Consider the following 18,526-nt stretch of genomic DNA (forward strand, 5'->3'; position numbering starts at 1 on the left):
CGGGGAATCAGGCCGCGCTGTCGCGCGGGATATACGGCGCGTCGCCGGTGGCGTGGTCGGTCGCGTCGCGCACCGCAATCACGCCGGGCACGCGCCCCATCAGGGTTTTCTCGATGCCCTGCTTCAAGGTCACATCGGCCATGCCGCAGCCGTGGCAACCGCCGCCGAAGCGCAGCAGCACGACACCCTCTGCCGAGACCTCCTGCACCGCCACGCGGCCGCCATGCGATGCCAGCTGCGGATTGATCTCGTTCTCCACCACCCAGCGCACGCGCTCCACCATCGATGCGGACTCGGCCGGCGCTTCGCCCTTGATCTTGGGTGCCTTGATGGTGAGCTGCTGGTTGCCGGTGGACTGGGTGACGTAGTCGATCTCGGCGCCATCCACCCAGGGCACGCTGGCGGCGACGATATATAAGGTGAAGCCGTCGCAGTCGATCGCCCATTCGTCGCCGCTCAGGTCCGCCGGTTCGGCGAACTCCAGCCGGGCGTCGGCGCGCGGGGTGCCCGCATCCACTGCGCTCAGGCGCACGCCCATGCCGGGCACGCCCTCGCGTTCGATGAGCTTGCGGAAATAGGTTTGGGCTTTGTCGGATATCTGGATCATGCGGGTTATTCTACCGCCCAATGCGCCTGCGCTCATGGAACACCGTGATCCTGAGTGAACGCGCTGTCCGCCACCCCTGCGAGACTGTCATGACCGATCTGATTCCCCTGGAACAGGCCCATTGCCTGCCGCGCAAGGGCAGCGACCACAAGCTTGGCGAAGCGCGTCTGGCTGAACTGCTGCCGCAGGTGCCGGGCTGGGAGCTGGCCGAAGTGGGCACGGCGATTACCCGCACATTCCGCTTTGCCGACTATTACCGCACGCTAGCCTTCGTCAACGCGCTGGCCTGGATTGCCCACCGCGAGGACCACCACCCCGACCTGGGCGTGCATTACGACCGCGTGGTGGTGCGCTATTCCACCCACGACGTGGGCGGCTTGAGCGAAAACGACTTCATCTGTGCGGCCAAGGCCGCCCAGCTTTACGATCAAGGAGCCACCCCATGACCCTGTCTCGCGCCGCCCTCGCCGGCCTGTTCCTTGCCGTCGGCATCAGCGGGTGTGGCAAGTCGTCGCAGCAGCCCACCGCACCGGCGGTGGCACCGACCGAACTGGCCGCCTTGAAGACCCCGCCGCCGGAATACTCGCCGCAGCTGGCCTGTGCCGGCATCGGCGGCACCTCCGTGCTCCGGGTCGTGGTCGGTGTCGAAGGCACCCCGACCGACGTCTCGGTATCGCAAAGCAGCGGTCAGCCGGTGCTGGACGAAGCCGCACAAAAACGTGTGCGCGAGTGGAAATTCCGGGCCGCCACGCGCAATGGCCAGGCAGTGCCGCAGACGATCCAGGTGCCGGTCGCGTTCAAGCCGCCGGTGCCGCGCCCGGACGAATGCTTCGCCATCGAAGAGCGTGCGCGTCGAGGCGGCTAAGCCGCCTTTGATGTAGTGCGCGCAGAAGCGCGGCCGCGCCGGCCCGCAACACGCAAGGCTGAGCACGGCGAACGGCCTGCATCAGCTCCAGCTACCCACGGTGCGCGCCTCATGCCAGCGTGCACGCGTCAGGGTTATCGCGCCAGACACCACGCCTTCGTCATCCAGGCATGGCCATCCTGCAGCCGCAGTGTGGCCATGCGCAAAGTGCGCAGCAGCAGTCGCCACGCTCCCCGCCGAGTACGTTCTATTCCACGAGGTCGTGCGTCACATGCTCGAAGTGTCATCCCACAATGTCTGGACCGCGTTTGCGGTCACGCTGGCCGCTGGCCTGGCGACCGGACTCGGCAGCCTGATGGTCGTGTTCTCCAAGAAGCCCAACCCGCGCCTGCTGGCGTTCGGGCTGGCATTTGCCGGCGGCGCGATGGTGTATGTGTCGCTGTCGGAGATTCTCAACAAGTCGATCGCCTCGTTCTCCAACGCCTACAACGACAAGCTCGGCTTCACCTTCGGCACGCTGGCGTTTCTGGCCGGCATGCTGCTGATCATGGTGATCGACCGCCTGGTGCCCAACCCGCACCAGAGTCTGTCCAGCGATGATCCGCTGTTCCGCGACGATAACCGTGCCTATATCCGCCGGGTCGGCTTGATGACCGCCATCGCCATCACCGCGCACAATTTCCCAGAAGGCCTGGCGACCTTCTTCGCCACACTGGAAAGCCCCGCGGTCGGCATGCCGCTCGCGTTCGCCATCGCCATCCACAACATTCCCGAGGGCATCGCCATTGCGGTGCCGGTGTACTTCGCCACCCGCAACAAGTTCTACGCCTTTGGCGCCAGCCTGCTCAGCGGACTGGCCGAGCCGATCGGCGCCGGCATCGGCTATCTGGCCTTGTCCAGCGTGCTGTCAGAAGCGGTGTTCGGCACGGTCTTCGGCCTGATTTCCGGGGTGATGGTGTTCCTGGCGCTGGACGAATTGTTGCCGGCGGCCAAGCGCTACGCGCAGGGCCACGAGACGGTCTACGGCCTGGTGGCCGGCATGGGCACACTGGCGATCAGCCTGGTGTTGTTCCGCTTCGCCACGCCTTAACGCCCGGCCGAACCGCAGCCGCAGTGCCGGCACGACCATCGGCTCGACCGCCAGGACACGTCGGCGACGCGCTGGCGGCCACGACCGGGATGTCAGCGACGCTGCGGCGCAACTGCGGCCTCAGCGCCCCAGCCGGTCTAATGCCTCGGCCAGTTCCGGCGCCAGCGGCGCGCTCAACACATAGGGCGTCTTGCCGGCATCCAGCGCAAATTCCAACGAAGCGGCGTGCAGGAACAGGCGCTTCAGGCCGAGCTGGTCGCGCAGGCGCTTGTTGACCTCCGCTTCGCCGTACTTGTCGTCGCCGGCCACCGGGTGCCCCAGGTGCTGGGCGTGCACGCGGATCTGGTGGGTGCGGCCGGTTTCGATACGGACTTCGCAATAGGAGTGCCCGCCGCGTCGCTCCAGCAGCTTGAAGTGGCTCAGCGAGGGCTTGCCGATCGCATTGACCTGCACATGCCGCTCGCCGCCCTGGCGCAGCCCGATGTGCAGCGGCGCATCGACCGTCATCACCCCGTCGGGCATGCGGCCGACCAGCAAGGTCAGATAGCGCTTGGTGATGCCGCGCCCTTCGACACGGTCGTCCTCGCGCATCAAAGCCTGCAGCTCGGTCAGCGCCGAACGCTTCTTCGCCACGATCAGCAGGCCGGAGGTATCGCGATCGAGCCGGTGCACCAGTTCCAGGGTCTGATTCGGCCGCAGGGCGCGCAGGGTTTCGATGGCGCCGAAGCTGATCCCGCTGCCGCCATGGCTGGCGACCCCGGAGGGCTTGTTGAGCGCCAGCAGCCGTGCGTCCTCGAACACGATGGCCGCTTCCAGCCGCGCCAGGAACGACGCCGGTGGCGCCGCCTTGTCGCCCTCCTCGGTCACGCGCACCGGCGGGATCCGCACTTCCTCGCCACCCTCGAGCTTGCGCTCGGCCTTGGCCCGCCCGCCATTCACGCGCACCTGGCCGCTGCGCACCAGCTTGTAGATCAGGCTGCGTGGCGCGCCCTTGAGCTGGCCGAGCAGGAAATTGTCCAGCCGCTGCCCAGCACGGTCTTCCGGAACTTTGAGAATGCGCACGCCCACACGGTCGGTGGGCGGCTTGGGGGTCTGGGGGTCGGTCATCCGGCTCTTTATTCTGTTACACTCGGCGAGCGAGATAAGGGTTTGATTTCGTTGGAAGTTGATTGGCCAGAAGCCTGCCTTCCGATGATTCCGGCACAGTGCGCGACCACCGCCCCCGGGGCGGCCATGTTAGCGGCTCACCGGCCTGCCCGGCCATCGCCGGCGGTTTTTGACCGTCGCGCTGAACATGTCCCGTGCGCTGCCCCGGTTCGTCCGGACGCGGCTGCCGGCCCTGAAACACCTATAAAACTTAAGACAAGCGCTCCCGCGGCCTGCCGTGGTGTTGCAGCGCTGGAAACCCTGGTCAGGCCTGTCCGCGCGTTGCGCGAAGGGCCGACAAGCTGTTCCAGAGGCGAAACGTCACGGCGTTCCGCGCGGTAGAGCGCGAGAGGAACGCAACAATGAAGCGAATGCTGATCAACGCAACGCAGGCCGAAGAGCTGCGCGTGGCGATTGTGGACGGCCAGACCCTGTACGACATCGACATCGAACAGCCGTCCAAGGAACAAAAGAAATCCAACATCTACAAGGGCCGTATCACCCGGCTCGAGCCCTCGCTGGAGGCGGCGTTCGTGGACTATGGCGCCGAGCGCCATGGCTTCCTGCCGCTGAAGGAAATCTCCCGCGACTATTTCCAGGCTGGTGTCGACCACAACAAGTCGACCATTCGCGAGTTGTTGCGCGAGGGCCAGGAAATCGTGGTGCAGGTCGACAAGGAAGAGCGTGGCAACAAGGGCGCCGCCCTGACCACGTTCATCTCGCTGGCCGGCCGCTACATGGTGCTGATGCCCAATTCGCCCAGCGCCGGTGGCGTCTCACGTCGGATCGAGGGCGAAGACCGCGCTGCGCTGAAGGAAGCGCTGGACAAGCTCGACATCCCCGACGACATGGGCGTGATCATCCGCACCGCCGGTGTCGGCCGTGACGCCGAAGAACTGCAGTGGGATCTGGACTACCTGCTGCAGACCTGGAAGGCGATCGCCGAGGCGGCGCTGAGCAAGCCGGCCGCGTTCCTGATCTACCAGGAATCGCGCCTGATCATCCGCGCCCTGCGCGACTACCTGCGCGCCGACATCGGCGAAATCCTGGTCGATACGCCGGAGCTGTATGCCGATGCCCAGGAGTTCATGCAGCAGGTGATGCCGCAGAGCCTGCGCAAGCTCAAGCACTACACCGACGACATTCCGCTGTTCAACCGCTTCCAGATCGAATCGCAGATCGAAGGCGCCTACGAGCGCAACGTGCGGCTGCCGTCGGGCGGCTCGATCGTGGTCGACCAGACCGAGGCACTGACCGCCGTCGACGTGAACTCCTCGCGCGCCACCAAGGGCAGCGACATCGAAGAAACCGCCTTCCAGACCAATCTGGAAGCGGCCGAGGAAGTGGCCCGCCAGTTGCGCCTGCGCGACCTGGGCGGTCTGGTGGTGATCGACTTCATCGACATGTCCTCGACCAAGCACCAGCGCGAAGTGGAAAACAAGCTGCAGAACGCGCTCAAGTACGACCGCGCACGCGTGCAGCTGGGCCGCATCTCGCGCTTCGGCCTGATGGAAATGAGCCGCCAGCGTCTGCGTCCGAGCCTGGGCGAATCCAGCCAGATCGTGTGCCCGCGCTGCGACGGCCATGGCCGCATGCGCAGCGTCGAGTCGCTGTCGCTGTCGATCATCCGCGTGGCCGAAGAGCACGCCATGAAGGAAAACACCGGACAGGTGCTGGTCCAGGCCCCGGTGGAGATCGCCAACTACCTGCTCAACGAAAAGCGCAGCGCGCTGCGCGAGATCGAGCAGCGCCACGAGTCGCCGATCATCATCGTCGCCGACGAACAGCTGCACACCCCGCACTACGAAGTCACGCGGTTGCGTGAGAACGAGCTGGGCGAAGACAGCGGCAAGCCGAGCTACCAGCGTGGCACCCCGCGCAAGCTGCCGGTGCATGCGCTGACCAAGGCACAGTTGAATATCCCGGCTGCGCCGGCAGTGACCTCGATCAAGCCGAGCCAGCCGGCTCCGCTACGTGAAGAGGCCCCTGCCCCGGTTGCCGCTGCACCTGCACCGGCTCCGGTCGCACCACTGCCGCTTCCCGCGCCGGTCACCGGTGTGGTCGGCTGGCTGAAGCGCATCTTCGGCGGCGTCGAGCCGGTCGCGCCTGCGCCCGAGTCGACCCAGCGTCCGCGTCAGAACGATGCCGGCCGCAGCAGCCGCAACGAGCGTGGCGATCGTGGCGGCCAGCGTCGCGACGGCCGCGATGCCCGCAACGGTGGCAACGGTGGCAATCAGCACCGCGGCAATGGCGGCAACGGCAATGGCGCCAACAAGGAGCGTCGTGACGAGCGCCGTCAGCCGGCCAATGGCCAGGCTGCGCAAAACGGCGGTCAGGCGCAGCAGGTGCAGGTGCCCAAACCGCCGCGCAACGAGGCACCGCAACAGCCCAAGCAGCAGGCCCAGCAGCAGAAGCAGAAGCCGCAGAACCAGGCACCGCGCCCGCCGCGTGCAGCTGCGCAGCAGCAGGACGGCGCGCCGTCAGAGCGGCAGCAGCGCCCTGCGCGTCAGGAAGAAGGCACTGCCTCGGCGCAGACGCTGACCTCCACCGCTGCAACCGCAACGACTGCCACCGTGGTCGCGGCAATTGCCGACACCGCAGCACCGGCAACGCCGGTGGCAGCATCTGCGGTCACCCCGGCGCATCCGGTCGAGGTCATCGTGACCGAGTCGCAGGCCGATCGCGGTACCGACGCAAATGCGGAGAGCCAGTCGCCGGAGGCAGCAGGCGATGATGCGGCAAATGGCGAAGGCGGCAGCCGTCGTCGTCGCGGTCGTCGCGGTGGCCGTCGTCGTCGTCGTGGCGCTGGCGCAAGCGGTGAAGGCGGTACCGGCGTCGATGGTCTGGAGACGGACGATCTGGACGGCGATGCCGAAGGCGATCTCGATGGCGACAACGAGAGCGACGAAGCCGGTGCGCAGGTCCACACCTCGGCTGCCCCGCGCGCCGGTCAACCGGAGTTCGACTTCGACGATGACGCGACCACGCCTGCGGTATCGGTACGCGCCAAGCCGGAATCCAGCGCTCCGGCCGCAGTGAAGCCGCGCCCGGTTCCGAAGGAACGTGCGGAAGCACCGCTGGCGGCTGACACAACGTCGACCACGGCGCCGGTTTCCAATGCCACGCCGTCGTTCGAGCAGCAGGCTGCAACGCCGTCAGTCACCGCAGCCGAGCAGGCAGGTGGCAATGCATCGGCGGCCTCCGCTGCACCGGCTGCAACCGCCTCGGCCAGCAACACGGCGTCGGCTGCATCGGCACCGGCTGCGCAGGCTTCTGCCGTTGCATCGACGACCCCGCAAGCGCCTCAGGCTTCGGTTGTTGCGCAGGAATCGGCGACCTCGCCGGCTCAGGCTCCGGTTGTCGCTTCGGCTCCGTCCGCTGCCTCGACGCAGGTTGAAACCTCGGCTCCGGTCGCGACGCCAGCTGCGGCTCCTGCTGCTCAGCCGGTCGAGCGTGCGGCTCCTTCGGTCGTGCGTTCGCCCGAGCCGGCTGTGCAGTCAACGTCGGTGCCGTCAGCATCGTCGGCATCCGCCGACGCTGCAGCGCCTGCGGTTGCTCGGCAGGAACAGGCAGCACCGGCTGCAACTGCGGCCGCAACGCAAGCGGAGACGGCGAAAACCGACGCAGCACCGGCAGCCGTCAGTGTGCCCAAGCCGGTCGCTGCTGCGCCTTCCAGCGCGCAGGCAGACGTCGTGACATCCAGGCCGCCGCATGCCGAGCCGTCAACGGCGGCAAGCCCGGCTGCCGATGTTGCTGCGACGTCCACCGCCACGGTGCCGCAGACCTCGGCGGCGGCCGATGCTGCGCCGGCACGCAAGCCGTACGCTCCGGTGCAGACCACGCTGCTTGACGCATTGGCTCCGGCCGACGCAACAGCAGCAGCGACCGCAACATCGACGCAGGCCGAAACGCCGGTGCCGTACAAGGCGCCTGAGCGGCCTGCAGCGGTCGCACCCGTGCTGTCTGCAGACGCCAACGAGCACACTGCCGACAAGCCGAAGCCGACGGTCGTCGTGTCCGAGGCAGCAGAGCCGGCAGATGCAGCGCGCAATGGCGATGACGCGCAGGAGCAGCAGGACGACACCAACAAGCCGCGTGGCGATCACTGATCGTTTCCCAGCCGGTTGAACCCGCCTGCATGAATCCAGGCGGGTAGTGTCAAACAAGGCGGCCTTCGGGCCGCCTTGTTTTTGCGTGCGGCAGTGTCATGCCGATGCTAGATGACCAGGCTTTGCAGGGATCGCAACGAAACGGTTGTCGTGCTTGTCCCAGGCGTTTTTCCCGCCGCATCAACGAACGACGGGGCGATTGCCACCAAAGTCAGGACTCAGGCAGAAGCCAGCGCCATCGTGGCCCTGCGCCGTAACTGCATCCACGCCAGCAGACCGAAATGTCCGCTGCTGCGCATCGGCAACCACTCGCCATCGGATGCAGCGGCATCCAGACCGATTCGATCGCTCTGCTCCAATGGCGCGGCGCACTGCGCTGTAGCGACACGTCGTCATCGGCAGCCGTCGCAAGCGAAGCGCCTCTCGGGCAGTGAATGCCGACGTGAGCACGCGCGTTCGCTTGCACGCCGGAGTGCCGCTCCTGCGCAAAACAGCGTATGCCTGTTTTCATCGACGCGTTGTGCAGCAGCATCTGACGGCTATGTCTGCGAGCGCGAAAATCCGAAGGCGCGGTTTACAAGGTTCGCGCCGGATCGGTCAGGCCGTACTGATTGGCCAGACGCGCCAGGGCGATGTTGTCCTGGATGCCGACTTTCTCGAACAGGCGCGCCTTGTGCGTGTTGATGGTCTTGGCGCTGAGGTTCAAGCGCTTGGCGATGTCTTCCTGGCGCAGACCCTGGGTCAGCAACAGGGCGACCTCCAGTTCGCGCGGCGATAGCGCGTCGAAGGGCGAGCCGCCCCCTTCCAGGTTGGACAGGGCCAGATTCTGCGCAATGGTATTGCCGAGATAGCGCCGGCCCAGGGCGACTTCGCGCACCGCACGCAGCAACTCCTGCGCATCGCCGCCCTTGCCGACATACCCCGATGCGCCGGCTTCGAGCAGACGCTTGGGCAGTGGGCCATCTTCCAGCACCGAGACGATGATAACGCGGGTGCCGTAATCGCCCTTGACGATGCGCTCGGTGATTTCCAGGCCGCTGACACCGGGCAGGTGCAGGTCGCACAGTACGATCTCGGGCTTGAGCTGACGGATTTGCGGCAAGGCCGCCTCCCCGCTCTCCGCCTCTCCCACCACATCGATGTCCACTTCCTTGGACAGGATCATCTTCATGCCGGTACGCACGAGTGCATGATCGTCGATCAGAAAAACTCTGATGGTCATCCTTGTTGTCCTCGCTGTGCGGCTGGCTGGTGCAGCCTATCTCCGTGAATAATTCAGGGCAAGCTCGATGCAACGTATTACGTTCGAGTCAGAACGCGAAGTACTCTGCCGCCACGCGTCATGGTAGGCATTGCGTGCACTATCGCGGCGTGATCGGATGATGCGAGCGGGCCCAATACGCGAACATCGGGCATTTCACTCGCGCTCGGTCAGATTTTTCCTGCTTCGGTGCTGCGCTCGGCATCCACCAATGGGCGCAATTGCGCATCGAGTGCAACGCGTTCGTCGAACACGAAGCAGCGGCCGTCATAGCCTTCGCCACCGACTTCTTCGAAATAGCCGAGGATGCCGCCTTCGAGCTGCAGCACGTTGTCCATGCCGTCGGCCTGCATCCACAACGCCGCCTTCTCGCAACGAATGCCGCCAGTGCAGAAGCTGACCACGGTGGCGTCGGCCAACGCAGCGCGATGCGCTTCCAGCGCCGCCGGCAGGTCGGTGAACTTGTCGATCGGCAACGTCAGCGCGCCCTGGAACGTGCCGTACGCCACTTCCTGGGCGTTGCGCGTATCCAGCAGCACCAGCGGGCGGCCGCGATCATCGCGCCCTGCCCGCATCCACTCGCGCAGCGTGGCGGGCGTCACCGCAGGCGCACGGCCCTGCAGCGGCGAGGCATCGTCGCGGCGAAAGCTGATGATCTCCGGCTTGACCTTCACCTTGAGCCGCGCGAACGGCTGCAACGCGCTCAGGCTGTACTTGATGCGCATCTGCGCAAAGCGCGCATCGGCCTGCAGCCACGCATAGAACGTGTCGATCTGCTCGGCTTCGCCGGCCAGAAACAGGTTGATCCCTTCTTCGGCCACCAGCACCGATCCCTTCAAGGCCTGCTGCCCGGCGTGTGCCAGGACGCTGTCGGCGAGCGACTGCGGGTCCTGGATGGTGACGAATTGGTAGGCAGCGGTATTGGTGATCATGCGGCCATTTTAAGCCGATGCGGCCGCAGGTGCGATCAGCCGCGCAACAGCAGGAACGGCAGCAGGACCAGCGAGGCGACAACCAGCATGCCGATCAACGTGGCGATCACGAACAACGGCCGCTTGCGCAGCAGCGCGCCGAAGGTTTCGGCCGTGCCGGCAGCGAGCGCATCCTGGCGCTGCGCACGCGCCACGGCACCGCGTTGGGCCTGATACGCATCCATCAGCGCCTTGGCGCGCGGGTGATCGGCATCGTCACTGAGCCAGATGCCGCCGGCGGAGATGCCCCAGTTGCTGGGCCGGGTTTCGTAGATCTGCACCAGATGCTCGCGCATCAGTGCCCGTACCTCGTCGGCTTCGTCATCGGGAACATTGCGCAGATTGAGCAGCAGCTTGGCCATGGGCGCGATGATACCGGGAGCCAGGTGCGATAATGATGCACTCCCTTTGCTGGACCATCCCATGCGCCTTCTGTCGACGCTTTGTGCTGCCCTGCTGCTCGCGGGCTGTGCGCCTGCCCTGCCGCCGTCCGGCGGCACCATCGCCACGTTCGAGCGGATCGACCGCAACATAGGCACCGGTGCCGAAGCCACACCGGGCGCGCTGGTCACCGTGCACTACACCGGCTGGCTGTACGACGAAAAAGCCGCCGACAAGCATGGCAAGAAGTTCGACAGCTCGCTCGACCGCGCCGAGCCGTTCCAGTTCGTGCTGGGCGGCCATCAGGTGATTCGCGGCTGGGACGAGGGCGTGGCCGGCATGCGTGTGGGCGGCAAGCGCAGCTTGATGATTCCGCCCGCGTACGGCTATGGCGACAACGGCGCTGGCGGCGTGATCCCGCCCGGCGCATCGCTGGTGTTCGATGTGGAATTGCTCGGCGTGCAGCCGCGCTGAAGGGCTGCGCAATGACGGATGCGAGCAAGCGGCGGCTGGCCATCATCGGTGGTGGACCGGCCGGCCTGATGGCGGCAGAGGTGGCATGTGCGGCAGGCCTTGCGGTCGACCTGTACGAAGCCAAGGGTTCGGTCGGGCGCAAGTTCCTGATCGCCGGCAAGGGCGGCTTGAACCTCACCCACTCCGATCCGACGCCGTTGTTTGCGCAGCGCTATCGCGAGCGCAGCGAGGCCGTCGCATCGTGGCTGCAGCAGTTCGATGCGGATGCGCTGCGCGCCTGGGCGCGCGACCTGGGCGTGGAGACCTATGTCGGCAGCTCGGGGCGCGTGTTCCCGATGGATCGCAAGGCCGCGCCGCTACTGCGTGGCTGGGTGCGCCGACTCAAGGAACAAGGCGTCACGTTTCATGTGCAGCATCGTTGGCTTGGCTGGAGCGATGACGGTGGCTTGCGTTTCCACTCGCCCACCGGTGATGTCGAACGCACCGCAGATGCGGTGGTGCTGGCGCTTGGTGGCGGCAGCTGGCCGCAGCTCGGCTCCGATGGTCGCTGGCAAGGCGTGCTGCAGGATCGCGGTATTGCGGTGGCGCCGCTGGTGCCGGCCAACTGCGGCTTCGACATCGCCTGGAGCCCGCATTTTGTGCAGCGGCATGCCGGTGCGCCGCTCAAGCCCGTGGTCGCGCACTGGCAGGATCGCAGCGGCACACCGCAGCAGTTGCAAGGCGAGTGCGTTGCGACCTCCACCGGCATCGAGGGCAGCCTGATCTATGCGCTGGCTGCGGATCTGCGCGCGCAGATCGATGCCGATGGCGTCGCCGAGCTTGGCCTGGACCTGCTCCCGGGACGCTCGCTGGAACGCGTCAGCGCCGAACTGGAAAAACCGCGCAAGGGACGCAGTTTCAGCGAGCATCTGCGCCGGCAGGTCGGCATCGACGGCGTCAAGGCCGCCTTGCTCTACGAACACCTGGGCAAACAGGCGGGCGACGATCCGGCGCTGGTTGCGCGTACGCTCAAACGCCTGCCGTTACGCCTGTTGCGAGCGCGTCCGCTTGCCGAGGCGATCAGCTCGGCCGGTGGCGTGCAGCTGGAGGCGCTGGATGCGCAGCTGATGGCGCGCGCGCGGCCTGGCGTGTTCTGCGCCGGCGAGATGCTCGACTGGGAAGCACCGACCGGCGGCTATCTGCTGACTGCCTGCTTCGCCAGCGGATTACGTGCCGCGCATGGCGCGGTGCAATGGCTGCAGCAGACCGACCACGCTACAGACGATCGCTGACCGCCTCGCGCGGCCACACTGATTTGACGTCGTAAATCACCGCACCCGGTTTGCCCAGTGCGGCAATACGCTGGGTGTCGTAGTCGCGGTATTGCGCATGCGCGACTGCCAGCACGACGGCGTCGTACGCACCCTCGTCCGCAAGCTCGCACAACTGCACGCCGGCGTGTTGCAGCGCTTCTGCGGGGTCGGCCCACGGGTCGCAGGTGTCGACCTGCACGCCAGCGGCTTGCAGCAGCTGCACCAGCTCCAGCGCGCGGCTGTTGCGCAGGTCCGGGCAGTTCTCCTTGAAGGTGGCGCCCAGCACCAGCACCCTCGCCTGCGCAAGCACCACGCCACGCGTGGCCAGCATGCCGCAGACGCGCTCGGCCACGTGCCGGCCGACGCGGTTGTTGACCTGGCGCGCGGTGTGGATCAGGTCCGGGTGATAGCCCACGCTTTCGGATTTGTGCATCAGGTAATACGGATCCACCCCGATGCAGTGACCACCCACCAGGCCGGGACGGAACGGCAGGAAATTCCACTTGGTTCCAGCGGCTTCCAGCACGTCCAGCGTATCGATGCCCAGCTTGTCGAAGATCAAGGCCAGCTCGTTGACCAGTGCGATATTGACGTCGCGCTGGATGTTTTCCACCACCTTGGCGGCCTCGGCCACGCGCATCGACGGTGCCCGCCAGGTGCCGGCAGTGATGATGCTGGCGTACAGCGCGTCGACCGCATCGGCGGCTTCTGCGGTAGAGCCGGAGGTGATCTTGCGGATATCGCGCAGACGCCGCTGGCGATCTCCCGGGTTGACGCGCTCGGGGCTGTAGCCACAGAAGAAGTCGTCATTGAAACGCAGCCCCGATGCGGCTTCGAGCAAGGGCACGCAGACTTCTTCGGTAGTGCCCGGGTAGACGGTGGATTCGTAGATCACCAGGTCGCCGGGTTTGAGCGCAGCGGCGATCAAGGTGGTGGCACTGCGCAGCGGTTCCAGGTCGGGCTGCTCGAAGCTGTCGATCGGCGTCGGCACGGTGACGATGAAGATGCTGCACGCAACCAGGTCCGCAGCGTTCGCGGTATAGCGCAACCGGGTGGCGGCAGCCAGCTCGGTGTCGTCCAGCTCCAGCGTGGCATCGTGGCCGTCGCGCAGCTGCGCGACCCGCTGCGCATCGATGTCGAAGCCCAACGTATCGCGTTGCTCGCCGAACGCGACGGCCAACGGCAGGCCGACATAGCCCAATCCAATCACGGCGATGCGGGCCTGCTGCGGAGCGAGTAGCGTGGTTCTGGACATGCGGTTCCTTCGATCGTGCGCAGCCGGTTGCTGCGCGCCTGCGCGGTGGGAGCATAGCGCAGGCAACCATCGGACCATGAGTGCGGCGAACTGGCGACGCGGCGATTCACAATCGGCGCGCAATCAGGCACGCTATCGCAATGCCCGGGTGGCGAAACTGGTAGACGCAAGGGACTTAAAATCCCTCAGCTGCAAGGCTATGCGGGTTCGATTCCCGCCCCGGGCACGCTCTAGTGGCACTGCAAAGTGCGCAACGCCATCGACGCGTCGACAAACCTTGCCTGCAGCGCTGTCGCATTGAGCAGTCCAGCCTCTGCGTTGCGCTGACAAGTGCATGACGCGCCCTCAGCCCGCTCCCCCGTCTCGGACATCACCGCAACCGTCAGTGCCTCGCAGGCTGAGGTGGAACAGCGCTAGCAGATTGGTGATCAAGGCTGCGGTAGACGTGATCAGCGATGCCAGACAAGATGGAGCGGCGCGCCATTGCATAGCATGCAGGCCGCGGTGCCCTTCCGTGCGCCTGGAGAGCACCAACCGCAGCATCCACGCAGCGCCACGCACAACGATGCGATCTTGTTTACGACAGAAGTCCTGGCGCCGCGGAGCACCAGGCGCAATGCGCATCTGGCATCAAGCACGCCGCGCTACGTCAGCGAGAAGAAGGCCAAGAGTTGCCCTCCTCAAGTGCTAGCCCGACCGGCATCGGCCAATAAAAAAACCCCGTATATCGTTCGATATACGGGGTTTGAATTTGGAGCGGGAAACGAGACTCGAACTCGCGACCTCAACCTTGGCAAGGTTGCGCTCTACCAACTGAGCTATTCCCGCGTGGAGCAAAATTGTACAGCTTGTTACTTCGTTGCGCCAGTCCTGTCGTCGTTGCCGACGCATGAAACAACGCATGCAATGTGGAGGCCTGGGCCGGAATTGAACCGGCGTACGCGGATTTGCAGTCCGCTGCATAACCACTCTACCACCAGGCCGAAACATCAAACCCAAGGCATCCTGCCTTGAAACAACGAGACCTCCGGCAAGGGGCCTTGTCTACATCTGGAGCGGGAAACGAGACTCGAACTCGCGACCTCAACCTTGGCAAGGTTGCGCTCTACCAACTGAGCTATTCCCGCTTGGGAGGCGAAATTCTACAGCGAACAGCATCGCTGTCAACTATTGCTTTCGACTTTTTTCGGTTTGCTGGTGATCGCGGCTTTTTCGTCGGCGCGCAGGCTCGGCCAGGCGGCCTGCAGATACTGGAATCCGGACCACAGCGTCAGCAATGCGGCGATCGCCAGCGTCCAGTATCCGGCGCGGAAGATCAGGTTGCCGAACCAGATTTCGTGCGTGGGCATCTGCCCCGGCGTCACCGAATACAGCAGACACAGCAACGCGACCATCTGTGCGGTGGTCTTGACCTTGCCGATCACCGCCACCCGCACCTTGGCACGCTGGCCGATTTCGGCCATCCATTCCCGCAATGCGGACACTGCGATTTCACGGCCGACGATGACCGCCGCCCAGAACGCCATCCACGGCGTGGGGTGTCCCTGCACGATCAGGAACAACGCCACTGCGACCATCAACTTGTCGGCCACCGGGTCCAGGAACGCGCCGAAGGCCGAATACTGGTGATAACGCCGCGCGACCCAGCCATCCAGCCAGTCGGTAATGGCGGCCAGCGCGAACACGCCGGCGGAGGCGAAATTGGTCCAGGTGTACGGCAGGTAGAACACCACGACCAACACCGGGATCATCACGATCCTCAGCAGTGTCAGCCACGTGGGGATGGTCAACTTCATTACGGACTCGACTCGCCTGCCGCATCGGGAAGCGCCAGCCCGTGCAGGTTAGCGTAGATTCGCGCGGCAAGTGCGGCATTGACGCCCTCCACCCGCGCAATCTCGGCCTCGCCGGCAGCCTTGAGCCCGACCAGGCCACCGAAATGCTTGAGCAGGCTCGCGCGTCGGCGCGGACCGATGCCGGGGATATCCTCGAGCTTGCTGGTCATGCGCGCCTTTTGGCGGCGGCCGCGATGACCGGTGATCGCAAAGCGGTGCGCTTCGTCGCGCACCTGCTGGATGAACTGCAGTGCCGGCGATGCCGCACCCGGCCGCAGTTCGCGGCCGTCGGCCATGATCAGCGCCTCGTGCCCTGCCCTGCGCTCCTCGCCCTTGGCCACGCCGACCAGCAGCACATTCTCGATGCCCAGATCGGCCAGCGCGCCCTTCGCCTGTGCGAGCTGACCGGCGCCACCGTCGATCAGCAGCACATCCGGCAGCACGCCGTTTTCTTCCACCGCGCGTCGAAAACGCCGTTCGATGGCCTGACGCATCGCCGCATAGTCGTCGCCCGGCGTGATTCCGGAAATATTGAAGCGCCGGTATTGGCCGCGCACCGGGCCGCTGGCATCGAACACCACGCACGAGGCCACCGTCGCCTCGCCCATGGTGTGACTGATGTCGAAGCACTCCACCCGCCTGACCTGCTCGGCCAGCCCCAGCATCTCGCGCAATGCCTCGCTGCGTGCATGCTGCGCGCTCTGGCTGGTGAGTTCGGTGACCAGGGTCAGCTGTGCATTGCGTGTCGCCAGCAGCAGATAGCCGGCACGCTCGCCGCGCACGTTCCACTTCAACGTCACCTTGTATTCGGCGGCGGCGCTGAGTGCGGCCTCGATCAGCTCGGCATCGGGAATTTCTCGATCGAGCAGGATCTCACGTGGCGGCGAATGTTCGGCGTAGTACTGCGACACAAACGCAGCCAGGATTTCGTCCGCGCTGTCTTCGCCATTGGTCTTGGGAAAGAACGAGCGCGTGCCCAGGTTGCGGCCGTCGCGAAAACTCAGCAGCAGCACGCAGGCCTGGCTGGCTTGCGTGGCGCAGGCCAGCACATCCAGATCCGCCGCGCGGCCGTCCACGTACTGGCGGTTCTGCATGCTGCGCAGCGAGGACAGCAGATCGCGCAGGCGTGCGGCGCGCTCGAACTCCAGCGCCTCGCTGGCCTGCTGCATCGACTGCATGATTTCTTCGCCGAGCTGGTCGCTCTTGCCTTCCAGAAACATGGTGGCGCGGCGTACCGATTCGGCATAGTCGGGCGCGGCGACCAGCTCCACGCAGGGCGCGCTGCAGCGGCCGATCTGGTATTGCAGGCACGGCCGCGAGCGGTTGCGGAACACGCTGTCTTCGCAACTGCGCAGCTTGAACAGCTTGTGCATCAGGCTCAACGTTTCGCGCACGCCGGTAACGCCGGTGTACGGGCCGAAGTAGCGCCCCTGCACGGCACGCGGGCCACGATGCAGGGCGATGCGCGGCCACTGCTCGCGGGTCAGCAGCACGTAGGGATAACTCTTGTCGTCGCGCAGCGATACGTTGTAGCGCGGCGACAGCGACTTGATCAGCTGGTTCTCCAGCAGCAGCGCTTCGGCCTCGCTGCGGGTCACGGTGACGTCCATCCGCGCGACCTGCGACAGCATCGAGGTCAGCCGCGCATTTTTCGGCGTGCCGTTGAAATAGCTACCCACGCGCTTGCGCAATGCACCGGCCTTGCCGACATACAGTAAGGTGTCGTCGCCCGCGTACATGCGGTAGACGCCGGGCGCGGTGCTCAATTGCGCAGCAAACGCCTTTCCATCAAAATCGGTTTGGGGCCTTGCGTTCATTCTTCTATCGAAACATCGCGCAGTTCGCCGCTCGCCAGGTCGTAGCGCAACACGGCATGGGCATCGGTCTCGGCAATCCACACCGCACCGGCGGCGACCGCCAGCCCGGCCGGGCCATGCAGGCGGCGTGGCAGCGCAACCGTGGTCAGTTCGCCGCCACCCAGACGCAGGCAGCGCAGGCGGCCGTTGCCGGTGTCGGCAATCCACAGCATCGGCGAATCGGCCCCCAGCGCGATGGCTTGCGGAAACTGCAGCCGCGCGGTGCCGCGCGGGCCGTCCTCGTCGCCGAACTGCCAGGTGCCCTGCCCGCCGACCAGGGTCTGCACCAGATCGCCACGCAATTGCATGGTGCGGATCGACGAGCCCAGGCCATCGCAGATGTAGGCCACCTGCTGCACCGCGGCCAGGCCGGCCGGCTGTGCAAATGCGGCCAGATGCCCGCTGCCATCGCGAATCTCGAGCGCACCGGTACCGGCGCGTGCGCTCAATGCGGCGCGGCCCAGGTCATAGCTCCAGATGCGGTTGTCGCCCGCCATGGCGATCAACACCTGATTGTCGGCAACGGCCAGGCCTTGCGGGTAGTTCAGCGCCGAGGCACCGGCGAACGCCAGCGGCCCCTCAACCGGCTCGCCGGAGCGCCCGATGCCGCACAAGGTGTCGACCTGCCCGCTGCGCAGGTTGATGCGACGCAGGGCGTGATTGCCGGTGTCGGCGACATACAGCTGGTCGCGCTCCAGCGCCAGGCCTTGCGGGCGCCGGAACGCCGCCTCACCGACGCCTCCATCGATGAAGTCCGCGTTGCCGTGGCCGAACTGGCGCAGCACGCGGCCGCCATGCGTGCATTCGAGCACGCGGTGATGGCCGGTGTCGGCGATGTACAGGCGGTCCTCGGTGGCGGCCAGACCGGTTGGAAACCGCAGCTCCAGGCGCGGCTCGGGATCGCGCTCGGCCACCCCATGCAGGTCGGCGTCCGATGGCGGCTGCTGGCCTTCGCACAGGGCGACCAGCGCCTTGTCGAGATCGCCGGTCACGCCGACCAGACGCTGACGCTCGCGGCCGTAGGCATCGAGCAGCACCAGCGTCGGCCAGGAGTCGATGCCGAAACGGCGCCAGGTCTCCCAGTCCCTGTCGAGCAAGATGGGCGCGCTGACACCATGGCCGCGCAGTTGTTTGAGCGCGCGTTGCGGCTCGCGTTCGCTGTCGAAGCGCGGCACCTGCACCACGATCACCTGCAGCCGGCCGGGGCTGCGCGCCTGGAAATGCGCCAGCTCGGCCAGGCGCTCGGCGCACCACACCGAGCTGGCATTGACGAATGCCAGCACCAGCGCCCGCCCGCGATGCTCCTGCAGGGTGGATGGCCTGGCATTGAGCCAGGTAGGAAATTCCGGCAATTCCTGGGTAAGCTGGGCAGTCATACCGTAAT

General features: G+C 66.0%; 15 protein-coding genes and 4 tRNA genes. 7 read left to right on the forward strand and 12 right to left on the reverse strand.

The genetic code is table 11. The features are described from left to right. Window positions 1-7: 7 nt before the first annotated feature. The gene (locus AC06DU_RS10930) at window positions 8-607 is read right to left on the reverse strand and encodes an NfuA family Fe-S biogenesis protein (RefSeq protein WP_024938663.1); all 600 of its coding nucleotides are present in this window, start codon (window positions 605-607) and stop codon (window positions 8-10) included. Window positions 608-696: 89 nt separating this feature from the next. On the opposite strand from AC06DU_RS10930, the gene AC06DU_RS10935 reads away from it, so the two are divergent. The 3 genes from AC06DU_RS10935 (at window position 697) to zupT (ending at window position 2,562) form a co-directional block, all read left to right on the forward strand. Further along, a complete protein-coding gene (locus AC06DU_RS10935; RefSeq protein WP_024938664.1) occupies window positions 697-1,053 on the forward strand; it encodes a 4a-hydroxytetrahydrobiopterin dehydratase in 357 nt (118 codons plus the stop codon). Next, the gene (locus AC06DU_RS10940; protein WP_039527161.1) at window positions 1,050-1,472 is read left to right on the forward strand and encodes an energy transducer TonB; all 423 of its coding nucleotides are present in this window, start codon (window positions 1,050-1,052) and stop codon (window positions 1,470-1,472) included. The genes AC06DU_RS10935 and AC06DU_RS10940 overlap by 4 nt, the downstream gene beginning before the upstream one ends. Before the next feature lie 271 nt (window positions 1,473-1,743). After that, a complete protein-coding gene (zupT, locus tag AC06DU_RS10945; RefSeq protein WP_016904561.1) occupies window positions 1,744-2,562 on the forward strand; it encodes a zinc transporter ZupT in 819 nt (272 codons plus the stop codon). Between the two features lie 120 nt (window positions 2,563-2,682). Here the strand turns inward: zupT and AC06DU_RS10950 are convergent, their stop codons facing one another. Continuing rightward, entirely contained in the window at window positions 2,683-3,669 is a 987-nt protein-coding gene (locus AC06DU_RS10950) for an RluA family pseudouridine synthase (protein WP_046342788.1), read from the reverse strand. 410 nt (window positions 3,670-4,079) lie between these two features. Here AC06DU_RS10950 and AC06DU_RS10955 point away from each other — a divergent pair, with 410 nt between their 5' ends. Further along, window positions 4,080-7,817, forward strand: a complete 3,738-nt coding sequence (locus AC06DU_RS10955; RefSeq protein ID WP_478204417.1) for an Rne/Rng family ribonuclease — start codon at window positions 4,080-4,082, stop codon at window positions 7,815-7,817. 574 nt (window positions 7,818-8,391) lie between these two features. Here AC06DU_RS10955 and AC06DU_RS10960 read toward each other — a convergent pair. From AC06DU_RS10960 to AC06DU_RS10970, 3 genes are all read right to left on the reverse strand, one after another. Continuing rightward, on the reverse strand, window positions 8,392-9,039 hold the full coding sequence (locus AC06DU_RS10960; protein ID WP_024938667.1) for a response regulator: 648 nt from the start codon (window positions 9,037-9,039) through the stop codon (window positions 8,392-8,394). A gap of 209 nt (window positions 9,040-9,248) precedes the next feature. Next, window positions 9,249-10,010, reverse strand: coding sequence for a sulfurtransferase (locus AC06DU_RS10965; RefSeq protein ID WP_024938668.1), 762 nt, complete (start codon window positions 10,008-10,010; stop codon window positions 9,249-9,251). Window positions 10,011-10,045: 35 nt separating this feature from the next. Continuing rightward, window positions 10,046-10,411 carry a DUF6164 family protein gene (locus AC06DU_RS10970; RefSeq protein ID WP_065031449.1) on the reverse strand — a complete coding sequence of 122 codons (366 nt, stop codon included), beginning with the start codon at window positions 10,409-10,411 and terminating at the stop codon, window positions 10,046-10,048. A gap of 61 nt (window positions 10,412-10,472) precedes the next feature. Here AC06DU_RS10970 and AC06DU_RS10975 point away from each other — a divergent pair, with 61 nt between their 5' ends. Together AC06DU_RS10975 and AC06DU_RS10980 are read left to right on the forward strand one after the other, a co-directional pair. Next, window positions 10,473-10,904 (forward strand): FKBP-type peptidyl-prolyl cis-trans isomerase, encoded by a 432-nt coding sequence (locus AC06DU_RS10975; RefSeq protein ID WP_160955143.1) that lies wholly within the window; start codon window positions 10,473-10,475, stop codon window positions 10,902-10,904. A gap of 11 nt (window positions 10,905-10,915) precedes the next feature. Then, window positions 10,916-12,175: a TIGR03862 family flavoprotein gene (locus AC06DU_RS10980; protein ID WP_478202433.1), complete on the forward strand. Its 1,260-nt coding sequence runs from the start codon at window positions 10,916-10,918 to the stop codon at window positions 12,173-12,175. On the opposite strand, the gene AC06DU_RS10985 is transcribed toward AC06DU_RS10980, so the two are convergent. Beyond that, the gene (locus tag AC06DU_RS10985) at window positions 12,159-13,451 is read right to left on the reverse strand and encodes a nucleotide sugar dehydrogenase (protein WP_478202434.1); all 1,293 of its coding nucleotides are present in this window, start codon (window positions 13,449-13,451) and stop codon (window positions 12,159-12,161) included. The two genes, AC06DU_RS10980 and AC06DU_RS10985, sit on opposite strands and share 17 nt — an antisense overlap. A 142-nt stretch (window positions 13,452-13,593) precedes the next feature. Between AC06DU_RS10985 and AC06DU_RS10990 the strand changes: the two genes are divergently transcribed. Further along, window positions 13,594-13,677, forward strand: a tRNA-Leu gene (locus AC06DU_RS10990). 526 nt (window positions 13,678-14,203) lie between these two features. Here AC06DU_RS10990 and AC06DU_RS10995 read toward each other — a convergent pair. The 6 genes from AC06DU_RS10995 to AC06DU_RS11020 form a co-directional block, all read right to left on the reverse strand. After that, window positions 14,204-14,279, reverse strand: a tRNA-Gly gene (locus AC06DU_RS10995). 81 nt (window positions 14,280-14,360) lie between these two features. Then, window positions 14,361-14,434: transfer RNA gene (locus tag AC06DU_RS11000), tRNA-Cys, on the reverse strand. A gap of 68 nt (window positions 14,435-14,502) precedes the next feature. Beyond that, window positions 14,503-14,578 (reverse strand) — tRNA-Gly (locus AC06DU_RS11005). Between the two features lie 36 nt (window positions 14,579-14,614). Continuing rightward, window positions 14,615-15,247 carry a CDP-diacylglycerol--glycerol-3-phosphate 3-phosphatidyltransferase gene (gene pgsA / locus AC06DU_RS11010; protein ID WP_016902574.1) on the reverse strand — a complete coding sequence of 211 codons (633 nt, stop codon included), beginning with the start codon at window positions 15,245-15,247 and terminating at the stop codon, window positions 14,615-14,617. Next, a complete protein-coding gene (gene uvrC / locus AC06DU_RS11015; RefSeq protein ID WP_478202436.1) occupies window positions 15,247-17,103 on the reverse strand; it encodes an excinuclease ABC subunit UvrC in 1,857 nt (618 codons plus the stop codon). The genes pgsA and uvrC overlap by 1 nt, the downstream gene beginning before the upstream one ends. Continuing rightward, entirely contained in the window at window positions 17,100-18,518 is a 1,419-nt protein-coding gene (locus tag AC06DU_RS11020) for a hypothetical protein (RefSeq protein WP_478202438.1), read from the reverse strand. Before AC06DU_RS11020 ends, uvrC begins: the two co-directional genes overlap by 4 nt. Window positions 18,519-18,526: the final 8 nt, after the last annotated feature.

Source organism: Xanthomonas sp. NCPPB 3200 (genome assembly GCF_056393585.1).

What these genes read in the sequence shown, in the direction of transcription:
- AC06DU_RS10955 (WP_478204417.1), top strand. Translation starts at nt 4,080, where the DNA reads ATGCTGATCAACGCAACGCAGGCCGAAGAGCTGCGCGTGGCGATTGTG.
- AC06DU_RS11020 (WP_478202438.1), bottom strand. Translation starts at nt 18,518, where the DNA reads ATGACTGCCCAGCTTACCCAGGAATTGCCGGAATTTCCTACCTGGCTC.
- zupT (WP_016904561.1), top strand. Translation starts at nt 1,744, where the DNA reads ATGCTCGAAGTGTCATCCCACAATGTCTGGACCGCGTTTGCGGTCACG.
- pgsA (WP_016902574.1), bottom strand. Translation starts at nt 15,247, where the DNA reads ATGAAGTTGACCATCCCCACGTGGCTGACACTGCTGAGGATCGTGATG.
- AC06DU_RS10970 (WP_065031449.1), bottom strand. Translation starts at nt 10,411, where the DNA reads ATGGCCAAGCTGCTGCTCAATCTGCGCAATGTTCCCGATGACGAAGCC.
- AC06DU_RS10950 (WP_046342788.1), bottom strand. Translation starts at nt 3,669, where the DNA reads ATGACCGACCCCCAGACCCCCAAGCCGCCCACCGACCGTGTGGGCGTG.
- uvrC (WP_478202436.1), bottom strand. Translation starts at nt 17,103, where the DNA reads ATGAACGCAAGGCCCCAAACCGATTTTGATGGAAAGGCGTTTGCTGCG.
- AC06DU_RS10940 (WP_039527161.1), top strand. Translation starts at nt 1,050, where the DNA reads ATGACCCTGTCTCGCGCCGCCCTCGCCGGCCTGTTCCTTGCCGTCGGC.
- AC06DU_RS10980 (WP_478202433.1), top strand. Translation starts at nt 10,916, where the DNA reads ATGACGGATGCGAGCAAGCGGCGGCTGGCCATCATCGGTGGTGGACCG.
- AC06DU_RS10930 (WP_024938663.1), bottom strand. Translation starts at nt 607, where the DNA reads ATGATCCAGATATCCGACAAAGCCCAAACCTATTTCCGCAAGCTCATC.
- AC06DU_RS10960 (WP_024938667.1), bottom strand. Translation starts at nt 9,039, where the DNA reads ATGACCATCAGAGTTTTTCTGATCGACGATCATGCACTCGTGCGTACC.
- AC06DU_RS10935 (WP_024938664.1), top strand. Translation starts at nt 697, where the DNA reads ATGACCGATCTGATTCCCCTGGAACAGGCCCATTGCCTGCCGCGCAAG.
- AC06DU_RS10975 (WP_160955143.1), top strand. Translation starts at nt 10,473, where the DNA reads ATGCGCCTTCTGTCGACGCTTTGTGCTGCCCTGCTGCTCGCGGGCTGT.
- AC06DU_RS10965 (WP_024938668.1), bottom strand. Translation starts at nt 10,010, where the DNA reads ATGATCACCAATACCGCTGCCTACCAATTCGTCACCATCCAGGACCCG.
- AC06DU_RS10985 (WP_478202434.1), bottom strand. Translation starts at nt 13,451, where the DNA reads ATGTCCAGAACCACGCTACTCGCTCCGCAGCAGGCCCGCATCGCCGTG.